Annotated in this window: 12 protein-coding genes and 1 pseudogene; 5 read left to right on the forward strand and 8 right to left on the reverse strand. The window is 65.7% G+C overall.

Translation table 11 applies throughout. From position 1 onward, the window contains the following. Window positions 1-31: 31 nt before the first annotated feature. From AC1DW2_RS39570 to AC1DW2_RS39580, 3 genes are all read right to left on the reverse strand, one after another. Window positions 32-544: a TIGR02281 family clan AA aspartic protease gene (locus tag AC1DW2_RS39570; RefSeq protein ID WP_071909170.1), complete on the reverse strand. Its 513-nt coding sequence runs from the start codon at window positions 542-544 to the stop codon at window positions 32-34. Window positions 545-673: 129 nt separating this feature from the next. After that, window positions 674-3,151, reverse strand: a complete 2,478-nt coding sequence (gene hrpB / locus AC1DW2_RS39575) for an ATP-dependent helicase HrpB (RefSeq protein WP_477008734.1) — start codon at window positions 3,149-3,151, stop codon at window positions 674-676. Between the two features lie 116 nt (window positions 3,152-3,267). Continuing rightward, window positions 3,268-4,584 carry a UDP-glucose dehydrogenase family protein gene (locus tag AC1DW2_RS39580; protein WP_477008735.1) on the reverse strand — a complete coding sequence of 439 codons (1,317 nt, stop codon included), beginning with the start codon at window positions 4,582-4,584 and terminating at the stop codon, window positions 3,268-3,270. 192 nt (window positions 4,585-4,776) lie between these two features. On the opposite strand from AC1DW2_RS39580, the gene AC1DW2_RS39585 reads away from it, so the two are divergent. The 3 genes from AC1DW2_RS39585 to AC1DW2_RS39595 all read left to right on the forward strand — a co-directional run bounded on the left by AC1DW2_RS39585 (window position 4,777) and on the right by AC1DW2_RS39595 (window position 10,005). Then, window positions 4,777-5,844 (forward strand): acyltransferase family protein, encoded by a 1,068-nt coding sequence (locus AC1DW2_RS39585; RefSeq protein ID WP_477008736.1) that lies wholly within the window; start codon window positions 4,777-4,779, stop codon window positions 5,842-5,844. A 214-nt stretch (window positions 5,845-6,058) separates the two neighbouring features. Beyond that, entirely contained in the window at window positions 6,059-9,112 is a 3,054-nt protein-coding gene (polA, locus tag AC1DW2_RS39590; protein ID WP_477008737.1) for a DNA polymerase I, read from the forward strand. 257 nt (window positions 9,113-9,369) lie between these two features. Then, complete coding sequence (locus AC1DW2_RS39595; RefSeq protein WP_038933366.1) at window positions 9,370-10,005, forward strand: LysE family translocator; 636 nt, start codon at window positions 9,370-9,372, stop codon at window positions 10,003-10,005. Between the two features lie 169 nt (window positions 10,006-10,174). On the opposite strand, the gene AC1DW2_RS39600 is transcribed toward AC1DW2_RS39595, so the two are convergent. Continuing rightward, window positions 10,175-10,801: a glutathione S-transferase family protein gene (locus AC1DW2_RS39600; RefSeq protein ID WP_039154700.1), complete on the reverse strand. Its 627-nt coding sequence runs from the start codon at window positions 10,799-10,801 to the stop codon at window positions 10,175-10,177. Window positions 10,802-10,972: 171 nt separating this feature from the next. On the opposite strand from AC1DW2_RS39600, the gene pyrE reads away from it, so the two are divergent. Both pyrE and AC1DW2_RS39610 read left to right on the forward strand, forming a co-directional pair. Further along, a complete protein-coding gene (gene pyrE, locus AC1DW2_RS39605; protein ID WP_014491354.1) occupies window positions 10,973-11,536 on the forward strand; it encodes an orotate phosphoribosyltransferase in 564 nt (187 codons plus the stop codon). Window positions 11,537-11,773: 237 nt separating this feature from the next. Beyond that, window positions 11,774-12,556 (forward strand): DUF2865 domain-containing protein, encoded by a 783-nt coding sequence (locus AC1DW2_RS39610; RefSeq protein ID WP_354181839.1) that lies wholly within the window; start codon window positions 11,774-11,776, stop codon window positions 12,554-12,556. A gap of 111 nt (window positions 12,557-12,667) precedes the next feature. Here AC1DW2_RS39610 and AC1DW2_RS39615 read toward each other — a convergent pair whose 3' ends face one another. The 4 genes and pseudogenes from AC1DW2_RS39615 to AC1DW2_RS39630 form a co-directional block, all read right to left on the reverse strand. Then, window positions 12,668-13,099: a hypothetical protein gene (locus tag AC1DW2_RS39615; RefSeq protein WP_014491352.1), complete on the reverse strand. Its 432-nt coding sequence runs from the start codon at window positions 13,097-13,099 to the stop codon at window positions 12,668-12,670. A gap of 319 nt (window positions 13,100-13,418) precedes the next feature. Next, window positions 13,419-14,117 (reverse strand): ligase-associated DNA damage response endonuclease PdeM, encoded by a 699-nt coding sequence (gene pdeM / locus AC1DW2_RS39620; RefSeq protein ID WP_477008738.1) that lies wholly within the window; start codon window positions 14,115-14,117, stop codon window positions 13,419-13,421. 116 nt (window positions 14,118-14,233) lie between these two features. Then, a complete protein-coding gene (locus tag AC1DW2_RS39625) occupies window positions 14,234-16,810 on the reverse strand; it encodes a ligase-associated DNA damage response DEXH box helicase (protein ID WP_477008739.1) in 2,577 nt (858 codons plus the stop codon). A gap of 140 nt (window positions 16,811-16,950) precedes the next feature. Beyond that, window positions 16,951-17,162: pseudogene (locus AC1DW2_RS39630) on the reverse strand (IS110-like element ISMex17 family transposase); the annotation flags it as partial.

Here is a 17,162-nt window from a genome sequence, read left to right on the forward strand (position 1 = left end):
CGTCGGCGCGGCGAGAGCCTTTTGAGGCGGCTTACTGCTCCAGCACCATCTGGCCGTTGGCGTATTCGAAGCGCTTGAGGCGGGACAGGAAGGAGAGGCCGAGCAGGTTCTCCGACAGAGCCTCGTCCGGCAGCACCATGGCGTCAACGTCGCGCACGACGAGGCCGCCGACCTCGAGCATGGCGATGCGCGTGCGCGCCGCCTTGATGGTGCCGTTGGCGGTCGAGACGGTGGCGTTGTACTCGCCGCGCGAAGGACGCAGGCCAAAGCGGGCGGCCGAGCTCTCGTTCAGCGCGACCACGGAGGCGCCGGTGTCGATCATGAAGCCGATCCGCTGGCCGTCGATGCGGCCTTCGGCCTGAAAATGGCCACGGCCATCGCGGGAGATGGCGAGGCTGCGCCCACCGGCCGGCGCCGTCGCAGCAACCGCAATCGTCGTGCGCGGCGCTGACGTCGCGGAGGCGGAACTCATCCTGTCCGCCATCTGCGCCATGAACGTGCCGAGGCCGATCATGATGGCCGCGAGGATCATTATGTTACGCATCACACCACTTCCGAGCCGGAAAGCTCGATTTCACCACGCGACACGTCTGGCCGCGAGCGACGCTGCGGTCAGAGCGCCGCTATTTTGACGAGAAGGATGAGCGGAGGGTTAATACGCCTTCGTGGCTTCTCAGGTCCCGCGCGGCTTGACCCGCCGGGTCGGCAGCGCACTCGCCGGATCCTCCGGCCAGGGATGGCGCGGGTAGCGGCCGCGCAGGTCGGAGCGTACCGCGGCGTAGCTGCCGCGCCAGAAACCGGGGAGGTCGCGCGTCACCTGCACCGGGCGCTGCGCCGGCGACAGCAATTCCAGCACCAGCGGTACCTTGCCGGCCGCGATCGACGGATGGGTGTTGAGCCCGAACAACTCCTGGAGCCGCACCGCGATGGTCGGCCCCTGCTCGGCCTCGTAGTCGATCGCGAGCACGCTGCCGGTCGGCGCCTCGAAATGCGTCGGTGCCTCGCGATCGAGCCTTGCGCGCATCTCCCAGGGCAACAGCCCCATCAGCGCGTCGGAGAGATCGCCGGCCGAGATGTCTTTCAGCGCGATCTTGTCGTAGAGCGCCGGCACCAGCCAGTCGTCGCGCCGCGCGATCAGTCCGTCGTCGGACAAATCGGGCCAGCTGTCGCCCTCGGCCTTGCGCAGAAACATCACGCGGTCGCGCCACTGCTTTGCGGCCTTCGACCAGGGCAACCGGTCGAGACCTGCGGCAATCAGCCCATCGGCGAAGATCCGCGCGGTCTCCTCCGAAGGCGACACCGCGAGTGTTGCCTCAGACAGCGTGATCGCATGCAGCGCGCGCTTGCGCCGCGCGCGCAGCGCCATCGCGCCACGGTCGAAGGAGATCTCGTCGACGGTCTCGATATGCTCGGCGAAATGCCGCTCGATGTCGTCCTCGCTGATCGGCGCTGCCAGCAGAATGCGGCCGCTCGCCGCCGTGCCCGTCATCTCGCCGATCGCGATGTAGGGCGCGCGGGCGAGCGACGAGGTCTGCTCCACCGCGGCGCCGCGACCATTGGCGAGCACGAAGGTGCCATTGCCGCGATTGCGCGCGACGCGGTCCGGGAAGGCGTAGGCGAGCATCAGGCCGGTCGAGAGATCATCCTGTCCGGCTGTGGCCTTCTCCGACGCCGCCACCTGCGAAGCCCAGCGACGTGCGAGATCGCGCGCGCTCGCGGCGCGCGGCGAGCGATCGCGGCGGAACTGATCGCGCCGGTACTCGAGATCGACGCTGTCGCCGCCGAGCCCGCGCTCGGTGATGATGGCCGCGATCTCGGCGGCGGCTTCGCCGCTGCCTACGCGATGCGAATCCACGATCATGCGCGCCAGCCGCGGCGGCAGCGCCAGCGCGCGCAGGCTTTTGCCTTCGGCGGTGATGCGGCCGTCGCCATCGAGCGCGTTGAGCTCGGAGAGAAGGCTTTTCGCCTCTTTCCAGGCGGGCAGCGGCGGCGGATCGAGGAATGACAGCGCCGAAGGATCGGCGACGCCCCATTGCGCGAGGTCGAGCACCAGCGAGGAGAGGTCGGCACTGAGGATTTCCGGCTGGGTGTAGGGCGCGAGCGAGGCCGTCTGCGGCTCGTCCCAGAGCCGGTAGCAGACGCCGGGTTCGGTGCGGCCGGCGCGGCCGCGGCGCTGGTCCACCGCCGCGCGCGCGGCGCGCACGGTCTCGAGCCGCGTCAGGCCGATGTCGGGCTCGTAGCGCGGCACGCGGGCGAGGCCGGAATCGACCACGATGCGCACGCCCTCGATGGTGAGCGAGGTCTCCGCGATCGAGGTCGCCAGCACCACCTTGCGCGTGCCCTTTGGCGCGGGCGCGATCGCGCGGTCCTGCACGGCAGCGTCGAGCGCGCCGAACAACGGCACGATCTCGATGCTGGCATCCTGGACGCGCTCGCTGAGGAAATTCTGGGTGCGGCGGATTTCAGCGGCGCCCGGCAGGAACGCCAGCACCGAGCCACTGTCGGCACGCAGCGCGGACGCAATCGCATCCGCCATTTGCCGCTCGACCGGCGCATCCGCCTTGCGGCCGAGATAGCGCGTCTCGACCGGAAAGGCGCGGCCCTCGCTCTCGACAACGGGCGCCTCCCCGAGCAGCTTTGCCACGCGCGCGCCGTCGAGCGTTGCTGACATCACGAGGATGCGCAGATCCTCGCGCAGGCCGGTTTGCGCGTCGCGCGCCAGCGCGAGGCCCATGTCGGCATCGAGCGAGCGCTCGTGGAATTCGTCGAACAGGACGGCCGCGATGCCGGAGAGCTCGGGATCGTCGAGGATCTGGCGGGTGAAGATCCCCTCGGTCACTACCTCGATGCGCGTCGCGCGCGAGATCTTCGAGCCGAAGCGGACGCGGTAGCCGACGGTTTCGCCGGCCCGCTCTCGAAGCGACTTGGCCATGCGCTCGGCACTCGCCCGCGCAGCGATACGCCGCGGCTCCAGCACGATGATCTTCTTGCCCGCGGCCCAAGGGGCATCCAGCAGCGCCAGCGGTACGCGCGTGGTCTTGCCGGCGCCGGGCGGCGCCACCAGCACAGCCGAATTATGCGCCTCCAGCGTGCGCGAGAGGTCGTCGAGCACGGCATCGATCGGGAGGGGCGTGTCGAAGCTGCGGGGCAAGGCCTATCCATTCGTCATGCCCGGCCTTGTGCCGGGCATCCACGTCTTCGACTAGAAACAGACGTGGATGGCCGGGACAAGCCCGGCCATGACGAAATCGTTGCGGCAGTGGACCGTCAGCCCTGCACCGGCGGTCGGCCGATGCTCTCGTAGGTGAAGCCAGCGGCTTCCATGTCTTCGGGACGGTAGACGTTGCGGAGATCGACCACGACGGGCTGGGTCATGACCGCCTTCAGCCGGTGGAGATCGAGCGCGCGGAACTGCACCCACTCGGTGACGATAACGAGCGCATCGGCGCCTTGCGCGCACGAATAGGCGTCCTCGCAATAGGTGATGTTCGGCAACTCACCCTTGGCCTGTTCCATGCCGACGGGATCGAAAGCCTTGACCGTCGCACCCATGTCGATCAGGCCGGTGACGAGCGGGATCGACGGCGCATCGCGCATGTCGTCGGTGTCGGGCTTGAAGGTGAGGCCGAGCACGGCGATGGTCTTGCCGCGCAAGCTACCGCCGAGCGCCTGGCTGACCTTGCGCGCCATCGCGCGCTTGCGGTTCTCATTGACCGCCAGCACGGCTTCGACGATGCGCAGGTTCACGTCATAGTCCTGTGCGATCTTGATCAGCGCCTTGGTGTCCTTCGGGAAGCAGGAGCCGCCGAAGCCCGGACCCGCATGCAGGAACTTGGTGCCGATGCGGTTGTCGAGGCCGATGCCGCGCGCGACCTCCTGCACGTCGGCGCCGACCTTTTCCGAGAGATCGGCGATCTCGTTGATGAAGGTGATCTTGGTCGCGAGGAACGCGTTCGCGGCGTATTTGATCATCTCGGCGGTGCGGCGCGCCGTGAACATCAGCGGGGCCTGGTTCAGCGACAGCGGGCGATAGACGTCGCCCATCACCTTGCGGCCGCGCTCGTCGGAGGTGCCGACGACGACGCGGTCGGGATACTTGAAGTCGCGGATCGCCGCGCCCTCACGCAGGAATTCGGGGTTGGAGGCGACGACGACGTCGGCCGAAGGGTTGGTCTCGCGGATGATACGCTCGACCTCGTCGCCGGTGCCGACCGGGACGGTCGACTTGGTCACGACGACGGTGAAGCCCGACAGCGACTGCGCGATCTCGCGCGCRGCGGCRTAGACATAGGASAGATCGGCGTGACCGTCGCCGCGGCGCGASGGCGTGCCGACCGCGATGAAGACGGCATCGGCGTCCGCGACCGGCTTCGACAAATCGGTGGTGAAGTCGAGCCGCTTGGCCTTSACATTGGTCGCGACCAGCTCGTCGAGGCCGGGCTCGTAGATSGGAATCTCGCCGCGATGAAGCGCCGCGATCTTCTTCTCGTCCTTGTCGACGCAGGTGACGTCGTGACCGAAATCCGCAAAGCAGGCTCCGGACACCAGTCCCACATAGCCCGTTCCGATCATCGCGATGCGCATGAAAAACCCTGTTCCAGCTTGGTTAACGAAACCCCAACTCGAGCGGTTTAGCATTTTCCTGAGGGGAGAGAACAGCCCGGATGCGAAAACCGGCACGCGAATTGTACCGGTAAAGAAACCTTAAACCGCAAGGCTTCACACTGCGCCACGTCCGCACAGAGCCGGGCGGACCGCGCCTCGAAACGGGACACCATGGCACTATCAGGCACAATCGCCGCGAGCGGGCTTTCCAAGGCCCCCTCGCCCGCACGTGTCGACTGGGTCGACTATGCCAAGGGCATCTGCATCGTCATGGTCGTGATGATGCACTCGGTGCTGGGGGTGGAGATCGCGGCCGGCCAGACCGGTTTCATGCATGTCGCCGTGGCCTTCGCAAAGCCGTTCCGGATGCCGGACTTCTTCCTGATTTCGGGCCTGTTCCTGCCCTTGGTGATCGATCGGGACTGGCGAACCTATCTCGACCGCAAGGTGGTGCATTTCGCCTATTTCTATGTCGTCTGGGTGACAATCCAGTTCGGCTTCAAGGCACCGGCATTCGCGGCGGAGACGAGCTGGCGCGAGGCCGGCCTGCTGTATCTGGAATCCTTCGTCGAACCGTTCGGCACGCTCTGGTTCATCTACCTGCTGCCGATCTTCTTCGTCGTCACAAAACTGACACGGCGAGTCCCGCCGCTGGCGATCTGGCTCATCGCTGCCGCGCTGGAGACGGCGCGCATCTCGACCGGCTGGACCGCGATCGACGAATTCTGCGCGCGCTTCGTCTATTTCTATTCGGGATATCTGTTCGCGCCTTACGTGTTCGCGCTGTCCGATCGCGCGCGCAACCATCCCGCACTTGCGCTGGCGGCGCTTGCGAGCTGGGCGCTGGTCAATGCGGGCCTCGTCGCGCTCGGCGCCAGCGAATGGAAGATCGTCTCGCTCGTGCTCGGCTTCGCCGGCGCCTGCGCCATCATCACGATGGGCACGCTGCTCGCCCGCGCACAATGGTTGAACTTCTTCCGCTTCTGCGGCGAGCATTCCATCGTGATCTACCTCGCCTTCTTCCTCCCGATGGCGGCGACACGAACGCTACTGCTGCGCACCGGCGTCATTCCCGACATCGGCACGGTATCGCTGATCGTCACCATCGTTGGCGTGCTCGGGTCGCTCGCGATCTGGTACGTCGCATTGCGGCTCAATGCCCGCTTCCTGTTCGAACGGCCGCAGACGTTCTGGATCGCGCCGAAGAAGGCCGGGCCAGTGTTGCAGGCGGCGGAGTAGCCGCCCTCTCGGTGTCGTCGCCGGCTCGACCGGGCGACCCAGTACGCCGAGACGCCAGTGATTGAGCCGAGAAGCCGCAGCGTACTGGATTCCCCGCTTTCGCGGGGAATGACAGCGGGGATGTGGGGAACGACAGTGGGGATAGCGGCACCAGCGGCCCAAAAATCCCCCGCTCAAGGCTGTCAAAGCCCGCAAAAATTCATACATTGCGGCCATGCCCAAACGCTCCCCAACGACATCCCCGAAGACCGCTGCCAAAGCCGAAACCAAGCCCGCTGCTGACAAGCCTGCTGCCAAACCGGTCGCGGCGAAGGTGGCCGGCAAGGGCGACCACATCTTCCTGGTCGACGGTTCCGGCTACATCTTCCGCGCCTATCACGCGCTGCCGCCACTGAACCGCAAGTCCGATGGCTTGCAGGTCAACGCCGTGCTCGGTTTCTGCAACATGCTGTGGAAGCTGTTGCGCGACATGCCCGCGGACAACCGCCCGACGCATCTGGCGATCGTGTTCGACAAGTCGGAAGTCACCTTCCGCAACAAGATCTATCCCGAGTACAAGGCCCACCGGCCGCCCGCGCCCGATGATCTGATCCCGCAATTCGCGCTGATCCGCGAAGCCGTGCGCGCCTTCGATTTGCCCTGCCTGGAACAGGGCGGCTTCGAGGCCGACGATTTGATCGCGACCTATGCGCGGCAGGCCAGCGATCGCGGCGCCCACACGACCATCGTGTCCTCCGACAAGGATCTGATGCAGCTCGTGAACGACAAGATCATGATGTACGACACCATGAAGGACCGTCGTATCGGAATCCCCGAGGTGATCGAGAAGTTCGGCGTGCCGCCGGAGAAAGTCGTCGAAGTGCAGGCGCTGGCCGGCGATTCCACCGACAACGTTCCTGGTGTCCCCGGCATCGGCATCAAGACCGCCGCGCAGCTGATCGTCGAATATGGCGACCTCGAACAGCTTCTGTTCCGCGCTACCGAGATCAAGCAGCCGAAGCGCCGCGAGGCGCTGATCGAGAATGCCGAGAAGGCGCGGATTTCGCGCCAGCTAGTGCTGCTGGACGACAAGGTCGAACTCGAGGTGCCGCTGGACGACCTCGCGGTGCACGAGCCCGACGCGCGCAAGCTGATTGCCTTCCTGAAGGCGATGGAATTCACCACGCTGACGCGCCGCGTCGCTGACTATTCGCAGATCGATCCCGCCAATGTCGATGCCGATGCGTCGAACAGCAGCGGCGCCAGGGCCGGCGGCGACGCAGCCAAGGCAAGAACGTCAGAGACCTCCGGCGATCTTTTCGCCGCTCCAGCCGCGACCGCAACGGGCGGCGACAAGGGCGATAAGTCGGCCGGTCTCAAGGGCTCGCCGATTTCACTGGCCGCCGCGCGCGAAGAGGCGCTGCGCAAGCTGCCGGTCGACCGCGGCAAATACCAGGCGATCAAGACGCTCATGGAGCTCGACGCCTTCGTCGCGCGCATCCATGACGCCGGCTATGTCGCGATCGAGACGAGAGCCAACTCCATCGATCCGATGCAGGCCGATCTGTGCGGCATCGCGCTGGCGCTGGCGCCGAACGAGGCCTGCTACGTGCCGCTCGCGCACAAGCAGTCCGGTGGCGGCGCCGGTCTGTTCGACGCGGGCCTCGCGCCGGACCAAGTCAAGCATGCCGACGCGATCGAAGCACTGCGGCCGGTGCTGGAATCGGCGGGCATTCTCAAGATCGGCTTCGACGTCAAGTTCACCGCCGTGATGCTGGCGCAGCACGGCATCACGCTGCGCAACGCCGACGATGCGCAGCTGATCTCCTATGTGCTCGATGCCGGCCGCGGCTCGCACGCGATCGAAGCGCTCGCGGAGCGCTGGTTCGGCCACGCCATGCTGAAGGAGAGCGAGTTGCTCGGCAGCGGCAAGGGCAAGATCACCTTCGACCAGGTGCCGATCGACAAGGCCGCACCGCTGTCGGCGGAAGGCGCCGACATGGCCTTGCGCGTGTGGCGCGTGCTGAAGCCGCGCCTCGTCGCCGAGCACATGACCGCCGTTTACGAGACGCTGGAGCGGCCGCTGGTGTCGGTGCTCGCGCGCATGGAGCGGCGCGGCATCTCGATCGACCGCCAGGTCTTGTCGCGGCTATCAGGCGACTTCGCCCAGACCGCGGCGCGCGTCGAAGCCGAGATCCAGGAGATCGCGGGCGAGCCCGTCAATGTCGGCAGCCCCAAGCAGATTGGCGACATCCTGTTCGGAAAGATGGGACTGTCCGGCGGCACCAAGACCAAGACTGGCGCGTGGTCGACGACCGCGCAGGTGCTCGACGAGCTTGCCGAGCAGGGCCACGACTTCCCGAAGAAGATCCTGGAGTGGCGCCAGGTTTCGAAACTGAAATCGACCTATACCGACGCGCTGCCGACCTACGTCAACCCGCAGACCCATCGCGTCCACACCACCTACGCGCTGGCCGCGACCACGACGGGCCGGCTGTCGTCGAACGAGCCGAATCTGCAGAACATCCCGGTGCGCACCGAGGACGGGCGAAAGATCCGCCGCGCCTTCATCGCGACACCCGGGCACAAGCTCGTCTCCGCCGACTATTCGCAGATCGAGCTGCGGCTGCTCGCCGAGATCGCCGACATTCCCGTCCTCAAGCAGGCGTTCAAGGACGGGCTCGACATTCACGCGATGACGGCCTCCGAAATGTTCGGCGTGCCGATCGAGGGCATGCCGAGCGAAATCCGGCGCCGTGCCAAGGCGATCAATTTCGGCATCATTTACGGCATCTCGGCATTCGGCCTCGCCAACCAGCTCGGCATCGCGCGCGAGGAAGCCTCCGCCTACATCAAGAAGTATTTCGAGCGCTTCCCCGGCATCCGCGCCTACATGGACGAGACGCGCGACTTCTGCCGGAGCAACGGCTATGTCACCACGCTGTTCGGCCGGAAGATGTACTATCCCGACATCAAGGCTTCGAACGCCTCGGTGCGCGCCTTCAACGAGCGCGCCGCGATCAACGCGCGGCTCCAGGGCACCGCCGCCGACATCATCCGCCGCGCCATGACGCGGATGGAGGACGCCCTGGTCCAGAAGAAGCTGACGGCGCAGATGCTGCTCCAGGTGCACGACGAACTGATCTTCGAGGTACCCGACGCGGAAGTCGAGGCGACGCTGCCGGTGGTGCAGCACGTGATGCAGGACGCGCCGTTTCCGGCCGTGAACCTGTCGGTGCCGCTGCATGTCGATGCGCGCGCGGCGAAGAATTGGGACGAGGCGCACTGATGCTACCTCTTAACCTCGCCCCGCTTGCGGGGAGAGGTCGGAATTCGCGCGAAGCGCGGATTCCGGGTGAGGGGGTACAGGTCTCTCGACGATCGCACGTGGGGAGAGAGCCCCTCACCCCAACCCTCTCCCCGTAAGAACGGGGCGAGGGAGCGCACCGATCGCGCCGGCGAGTGGAATTGTCCTCCGTGCAATTGCGCGATGGCTCCGCCGCGCGGCGCATATTAGAACCGTGCCGTCCCCACACCGGTTCACCCATGCCCCACACCTCCGCCCTGCTCGGCTTCGCCCTCGTCTGCCTTGGTCTCGTGCTCACGCCGGGGCCGAACATGATCTATTTGATCTCGCGCTCGATCACGCAGGGGCCGGCGGCGGGCATCGTCTCGCTTGGCGGGGTGGCACTCGGCTTCGTGTTCTACATGCTGTGCGCGGCGTTCGGCATCACCGCGCTCTTGCTCGCCATTCCCTTTGCCTATGACGCGCTGCGCTTCGCCGGCGCGGGCTATCTGCTGTGGCTGGCGTGGCAGGCGGTGAAGCCGGGCGGACGTTCGCCGTTCCAGGTGAAGCAGCTTGCGATCGACAGCCCGCGCAAATTGTTCGCGATGGGTTTTGTCACCAATCTGCTCAATCCGAAGATCGCGATGTTGTATCTGGCACTGCTGCCGCAGTTCATCGATCCCACCGCCGGCAGCGTGCTGACGCAGTCGGTGGTGTTGGGGGCGATCCAGATCGCGATCAGCGTCAGCGTCAACGCGATGATCGCACTTGCCGCCGGGTCGATCGCGCTGTTCCTGGCGAGCCGGCCGAGCTGGATGCTGGTGCAGCGCTGGCTGATGGGCACGGTGCTGGCCGGGCTTGCGGTGCGGATGGCGGTGGAAGCGAAGAAGGTGTGATTATTTTTCTTCCTTCTCCCCTTGTGGGAGAAGGTGGCGCGAAGCGCCGGATGAGGGGTCTTTCTCCGCGCATTCGAAGACAGCTGGACTCGCGGAGACAGACCCCTCACCCGTCTCGCCGCTGCGCGGCGAGCCACCCTCCCCCACAAGGGGGAGGGAAAAAGGCCCCTCAATCCAGCTTCGCGTCCATGCCCCGCTTCACCGCGGGACGCGCCATCAGCGCCTCATACCAGCGCTTGACGTTGGGAAAATCGGCCAGCTCAACCTTGTGGCGAGGGTGGCGCCAGGCCCAGCCCAGGATGGCAAAATCGGCAACCGAGAGGTCGCCGGCGACGAAGTCGTGGGCCTCCAACCGGCGGTCCAGCACGCCGTAGAGCCGGCGCGTCTCCGCCATGTAGCGCTTCAGGCCATAGGCGCGATCCTGCTCGTTTTCGAGCGCGATGAAATGGTGCACCTGGCCGGGCATCGGGCCGAAGCCGCCCATCTGCCACATCAGCCATTCATAGACGGGGATGCGCTCCGAGAGCGATTTCGGCAGGAATTTGCCGGTCTTTTCGCCGAGATAGAGCAGGATCGCACCGGACTCGAAGATGCTGACGGGCTTGCCGTCCGGGCCCTCGGGGTCGACGATCGCGGGGATCTTGTTGTTGGGGCTGAGCTTCAGGAATCCCGGCGCCATCTGCTCGCCCTTGGTGATGTTCACCGGGACCACCTTGTAAGGCAGCCCCATTTCCTCCAATGCGACCGAGATCTTGCGGCCGTTCGGCGTGTTCCAGGTGTGCAGCTCGATGGTCATTCAGGCATTTCCTTCCCCGAGATATCTGGCATCCAACTACTCCAGAAGGTTGCACCCCCACAACTGGCGGACCGGGATGGCCGATCCCTGTTGACTCGACCGGTCCCCTCTGGAATGTCGCGGCCGTCGCGGATAAATTCCGCCACCTCCAAAAAGCCCCGAGGGACCGCCGTGTCGAAATCTGCCTCCCGCGCCCGCCTGTTCGAAATCATCCGCCGGCGCTCCTTCGGCCGCGGTGACGTCACGCTCGCGTCGGGCCGCAAGAGCGATTTCTACTTCAACCTCAAGCCGACCATGCTCGACCCCGAGGGCGCGACGCTGCTCGCCGAGCTGACCTATGAGGCGCTGAAGGACGACCAGCTCGACTTCATCGGCGGGCTCGAGATGGGCGCGGTGCCGCTGGCCGGCGCGCTGGCGCAGATCTCTTGGATCAAGGGCCATCCAATCGCGGCGTTCTTCGTGCGCAAGAAGCCGAAGGAGCACGGCGCGAAGCTCGCGATCGAAGGTCTGCCCAAGGGCGAGACGCTCGAAGGCAAGCGCGTCGTGATCGTCGAGGACGTCACCACCACCGGCGGCTCGGCGATGAAGGCGGTGGAATCGGTGCGCGAGACCGGCGCCGAAGTGGTGCTGGTGCTGACCATGGTCGACCGCGAGGAAGGCGCCACCGATACGTTTGGCGCGGCCGGCCTGCCGTTCCGCTCGCTGTACAAGGCGTCGGAGTTCTTGAAGGCTTAAGGCCGCGAGACAGTCCTGGCCGTCCATGCCCAGGCGTTGCCCGGAAGCAACCATCCGCCGGAAGCTGTGCCCGGCCTTGAAGAGGTCACGGCCTCGACTTGAAATCGCCTCCGCTCAACTGCTCATTTACCATCCAGCACTATGGTGAATCATGTGCCGAGACCTCGGAAGGTTCCGGCCGGTTCAGTAGCGTCGGAGTGAGCATTGCGTACAGCCTTGTCCCATGCGCGTCGCGCGATGCTTGTGGCCGCCAGCCTGGCGGCCCCGCTGCTTGCGGCTCCAGCCCCGGCTTCGGCCGAAGGCCTGTTCGACTTCTTCTTCGGCGGAATGCAGCGGCCCCGGCCGCAGCGTGAGGTTCCGCAGCAGTCGAACTCCTTTGCCGATCCCTTCGCCAGCCAGCAGAATCCCGCAAACCCGCAATATGTGCCCCCGACACGCGCGGCGGCGGCCGGCGGCTCCGGCCCGGCCTTCTGCGTGCGCACCTGCGACGGCAAATATTTTCCGCTGATGCGCGGCCTCGCCTCGCCCGCCCAGATGTGTCAGGCGTTCTGTCCTGCCACCACGACAAAGATCTATTTCGGCTCTTCGATCGACGGCGCCGCTTCGCAGACCGGCGAGCGCTACGCCGACAGCGAAAACGCGTTCGCCTATCGCAAGGCGCTGCGTGCCGACTGCACCTGCAACGGCCGCGAGCCGGTCGGCCTCGCCCCGGTCGATCTCGCGCTGGATTCCTCGCTGAAAGCCGGCGACGTGATCGCAACCAGCGACGGCCTCGTCGCCTATACCGGCATCCGCGTCGGCAATGACCAGGCTGCGGACTTCACGCCGGTTGCCTCCTACCCCGGACTCACCGCGCAGGTCCGCGCGCGGCTCGGCGAGATGAAGGTGGCCCCGGTGCGCGCAGAGACGGTCGCGGCAGATGCGCCGGCCTCAGTCGAGATCGTGCGCGAGGCGCTGCCTGACGTGACGGTGCCGAAGACCCCAGCACAGAAGCCGGCGAAGCGGGCGGGGCTGGACTAAGCCCCAACTGAATCAAAGTCGTCATTGCGAGCGCAGCGAAGCAATCCAGTCTGTCACCGCGAACAGATTATGGATTGCTTTGCTACGCTCGCAGTGACGGAGAGTGCTGCGTCATCTCCCGATGATCACCCCGATCACGTTCGGGGCCGCCAGATATTTCTCCTCGATCGCCGCGCGCGCGGCGGCGCGGTTTTCCTGAGTCAGCAGGCCGCGCTTCTCGGCCAGGATCATCCAGCAGAAGCCCCACCAGTCGGTGAGCATGCCCGCCTCGCCGATGAGATCGTAACCCTGCTCGGCTGCGAAGATGCGCGCATGCGCTTCGTCCAGCGTGTCGAGGAACAGATGATCCTCGGTCGAGAACAGATCGTCGCTGACGTCGTCGATGGTGTAGCCCCAGATCGACTGGCACACCGCGTTGAACTCGCGATCGAACTGGTCGTCATCGACCGCGTAGCGCCTCGCGGCCTGATGCAGCCGCGACAGCGAGCGCGCGAAATCGGCGATCCGGGTGAGGGCAAATTGATCGAAGGCGATGGTGGACATGTAGTCCTCGCAAAGTCTGACGGACGCTAGATATTGTGTCGGCAACGCGCCGAATCACAATGATATATCAAAGACTTGCTAAAGTGTTCTTAATTTGTTCCGGAGCAGGGGACAAAGTCCGGCTGGCGGAATCGAAAGGGGTCGCCTCGCAGCGACCCCTTTGCCGGTTGCAATCGTGTTCGGGATGAAATCCAGCCCCGGCAATTGGCAAGTTAGAGGTACCTATGAACTTAGGCGATTCCGGATAAGTACTGGACGTAGTCCTGTCCTATTTTCCGTTGGCGGGCCCGATGGATCCGGTTGGCACGAGGCCGGGATCTCAACAACAGCGCGAGGCCGCAATGGCGTGGACGCGGCGGTCACCGAGCAGATGGGCGACAAAGCCATTGCTGGGAAAGATCTTTGCGAACGCGGCATCACGGATGCTGAGACCGCCGGCATAGGCGCCGAAGGCGGGCATCACGGCGCGCATCCCGTCGCTGGCGAAGCAGCGGCGTTCCATCGAGCGGCCGCGTGCGGAGACGCGCGCCTTCGGATGCAGATGGCCGGCGATCTCGCCGCGCGCACCTGTTGGCTCATGACGGAAGGTGATCGGGCCGATCGCGACTTCGTCGGCGATGGTCCCGCCGAGATCGCGCGGCAGCATGGGATCGTGATTGCCCGAGATCCAGATCCAGTCGCGGCCGGTCTGGAGCGCGGCGACAGCATCGCGATCGTCGGACGACAACCGCTCATGCGCGGTTCGGTCGTGAAAACTGTCGCCGAGCGCGATGACCGTTCGGGGATTATGGCGGGAGATGACGGCAGCGAGACGGCTCAGCGTTGCCAACGTATCGTAAGGCGGCAGCAGCACACCGCGCGTGGCGAAGCTCGACCCTTTTTCCAGATGCAGATCGGAGACGACGAGCAGGCGCTGCTCTTCCCAGAACAGCGCGCCGGAGAGATCGGCGTGGAGCGCGATGCCAGCCACATCCAAAGTGCGTGTCGATGAGATCGATAGCGCCACTTGCTCCGTCATGGCCGGGCTCGTCCCGACCATCCACGTTCTTGCCGCGGAAGCAAAGACGTGGATGCCCGGGTCAAGCCCGGGCATGACGATGTGGATGGAGTTGCGCGCACCACTGGTAAAATTCTCTACGTCATCGCCTCTTTGACCAGCTCGTCGGCGGCCTCCGCCAACAGCTCGTCACCAGCTTCGCCATAGACTGACTCGCGGCCGATTTCCAGCATCACGGGGACGGCGAGCGGCGAGACGTGATCGAGTTCCCGATGCGTGATACGGCCCTGGATGCGGGCAAGCATGGCGCCGAGGCGGCGCAGGTCGAGCAGGCCCGTAGCGGCATCGGCACGGGCGGCGCGCAGCAACACGTGATCTGCCTGGTGCTTGCGCAGGACGTCGTAGACGAGATCGGTCGAGAACAGCACCTGGCGGCGGCTCTTGTCCTCGCTGGTGAAGCGCCGCTCGATCAGGCCGGAGATCAGCGCGCAATTGCGGAAGGTGCGCTTCATCAGTGCGGATTCCGCGAGCCAGGCTTCGAGATCGTCCCCGAGCATGTCCGGGTTGAACAGCGCGTCGAGATTAAGCTCGCCGTTGCGGATCATGAAGGATGCATCGCCAAGCCCCCAGATCGCCACCGCATATTCATTGGCGACGAAGCCGAGCGGCCGGGCGCGCATCCGCTCCAGCCGCCGCGTCAGCAGCATGCCCAGCGTCTGGTGCGCGAGCCTGCCCTCGAAGGGATAGCAAATGAGATAATGCTTGTTGCCGCGTGGAAAGGTCTCGACCAGCAGTTCGCGCACGCCGGGCACACGTGAGACGTCTTTCTGCAACGACAGCCAGTCGCGCACCTGTTCAGGCAGACCGTTCCATGCACGGCGGTCGTCGAGCAGGCGCCGCACGCGCTCGGCAAGATAGGTCGAGAGCGGAAATTTGCCGCCCATATAGGACGGCACTTTCGGGTCCTTGTCGTTGGCGCGGGAGACATAGACCTGATCCTCGGCCAACGCCTCATAGCGCACGACTTCGCCGCCGAACACAAACGTGTCGCCGGCAATCAAGCCCTCGATAAAATATTCCTCGATTTCGCCGAGCACGCGGCCGCCGCGCGTGATGACGCCGGTCGAGCCGCTGCCGGTGGAGCGCCCACGAACGAGCCGCACCTTCAGCATCGGCTCCTCGACGATGGTGCCGACATTGAGACGATAGCTCTGCCGCACCTTTGGATTGGCGACGCGCCAGCGCCCCTGCTTGTCCTGCTTGATGCGGGCGAAGCGCTCATAGGTCTTCAGCGCGTAGCCACCGGAGGCGACGAAATCGACGACGTCGTCGAAATCCTGCCGGGCGAGATCTGAGTAAGGCGCGGCCGTGAGCACCTCGCCGTAGAGATCATCGCTTAGAAACGGCTCGCCGCAGGCGCGGCCGAGCACGTGCTGGGCCAGCACGTCGAGTGCGCCGGTGCGCAAGGGTGGCGTATCCTGCGCATTCTCGGCGATCGCATCGATCGCGGCGCGGCACTCCAGCACCTCGAACCGGTTCGCCGGCACCAGCACCGCGCGCGAGGCTTCATCAAGGCGGTGATTGGCGCGGCCGATCCGCTGCATCAGACGCGAAGAGCCTTTTGGCGCACCGATATTGACGACGAGATCGACATCGCCCCAATCGACGCCGAGGTCGAGCGAAGAGGTGCAGACCACGCCGCACAATCTGCCCGCCGACATCGCGTCCTCGACCTTGCGGCGCTGGGCGACGTCGAGCGAGCCGTGATGCAGCGCGATCGCGAGGTTGTCGTCGTTCATGCTCCAGAGATTCTGGAACAGCATCTCGGCCTGGCTGCGGGTGTTGACGAAGACGAGCGTGGTCCTGTTGGCCTTGATCAGCTCGTAGATTTCGGGAAGCGCGTGGCGCGCGCTGTGACCGGCCCAGGGCAGGCGCTCGCGGGTATCCAGCATCTCGACCAGCGGCGGCGCGGCACCGCCGGCGACGACAATGTCGGCGGCCGCCTCCTTCCCGCCGGGCTGCGGCACCAGGAAGCGCGCAAGCTGGTCCGGCTCGGCCACGGTCGCCGACAGGCCGATCGCGCGCAGCTGCGGCGCCAGCCGCCAGAGCCGCGCCAGACCGAGCGAAAGCAGATCGCCGCGCTTGGACGTCACCAGCGCGTGGAGCTCGTCGAGCACGATGCGCTTCAAGGAGGAGAACAGGAACGGCGCGTCGTCGGAGGAGAGCAGCAGCGCGACCTGCTCGGGCGTCGTCAGCAGGATATCGGGCGGATAGCGCCGCTGGCGCTGCCGCCGCGACACCGGCGTGTCGCCGGTGCGGGTCTCGACCTTGATCGGCAGCCCCATCTCCGCAATCGGCCGCTCGAGATTGCGGGCGATATCGACGGCGAGCGCTTTCAGCGGCGAGATGTAGAGCGTGTGCAGGCCATCGCTGCGGCGAACATCGCGGCCGGTGGAGACGAGGCTTTGCTTCGCCCTTCCGTCCCGTTCGACCGGCTGCGTCGAGAGCTCCACCAGCGTCGGCAGAAATCCCGCCAGCGTCTTGCCCGCGCCGGTGGGCGCTATCAGCAGTGCGGAACGATCCTCGCGCGCCTTGTCCAGCAGCGCGAGCTGATGCTCACGCGGCGACCAGCCGCGGGCCGCGAACCACGCCTGGAAGCGGTCGGGCAGCAGCGTGGCCGGCTCGGCCGGGATTTTGAGGATGCGGGGCGGCACGGCATCACAGGTAAGCCGTGGGGGTGGGTTCGTCGAGGGGTGGAGATGTGAATAGCGGGGCGCCGCTTTCCCCTCTCCCCTTGCGGGAGAGGGTGGCTCGCCGCGATAGCGGCGAGACGGGTGAGCGACTGTGTTCGCTGTCAAGCGGGTTGCCATGGTGTTTTCGTCCTGATCATGACATTGAGGATGGTCAGCAGCTTGCGGGCGACGGCGATCAGGGCAACGAGCTTCGGCTTTCCATTGGCCACGAGGCGCTCAAAGAAGGCCTTGAGGACGGGGTTGTGACGTCTGGCGGTCATCGCTCCCATGAACAATACCGTTCGCACCGCTTGTCGCCCGCCACCAATGAAGC

It is taken from the genome of Bradyrhizobium sp. P3_C3, assembly GCF_056402655.1.

Bases quoted from the DNA above. Each gene is read 5' to 3' on its own strand.
- AC1DW2_RS39610 (WP_354181839.1), top strand. From the start codon at position 11,774: ATGCTTGTGGCCGCCAGCCTGGCGGCCCCGCTGCTTGCGGCTCCAGCC.
- AC1DW2_RS39585 (WP_477008736.1), top strand. From the start codon at position 4,777: ATGGCACTATCAGGCACAATCGCCGCGAGCGGGCTTTCCAAGGCCCCC.
- AC1DW2_RS39595 (WP_038933366.1), top strand. From the start codon at position 9,370: ATGCCCCACACCTCCGCCCTGCTCGGCTTCGCCCTCGTCTGCCTTGGT.
- AC1DW2_RS39615 (WP_014491352.1), bottom strand. From the start codon at position 13,099: ATGTCCACCATCGCCTTCGATCAATTTGCCCTCACCCGGATCGCCGAT.
- pdeM (WP_477008738.1), bottom strand. From the start codon at position 14,117: ATGACGGAGCAAGTGGCGCTATCGATCTCATCGACACGCACTTTGGAT.
- AC1DW2_RS39600 (WP_039154700.1), bottom strand. From the start codon at position 10,801: ATGACCATCGAGCTGCACACCTGGAACACGCCGAACGGCCGCAAGATC.
- AC1DW2_RS39570 (WP_071909170.1), bottom strand. From the start codon at position 544: ATGCGTAACATAATGATCCTCGCGGCCATCATGATCGGCCTCGGCACG.
- polA (WP_477008737.1), top strand. From the start codon at position 6,059: ATGCCCAAACGCTCCCCAACGACATCCCCGAAGACCGCTGCCAAAGCC.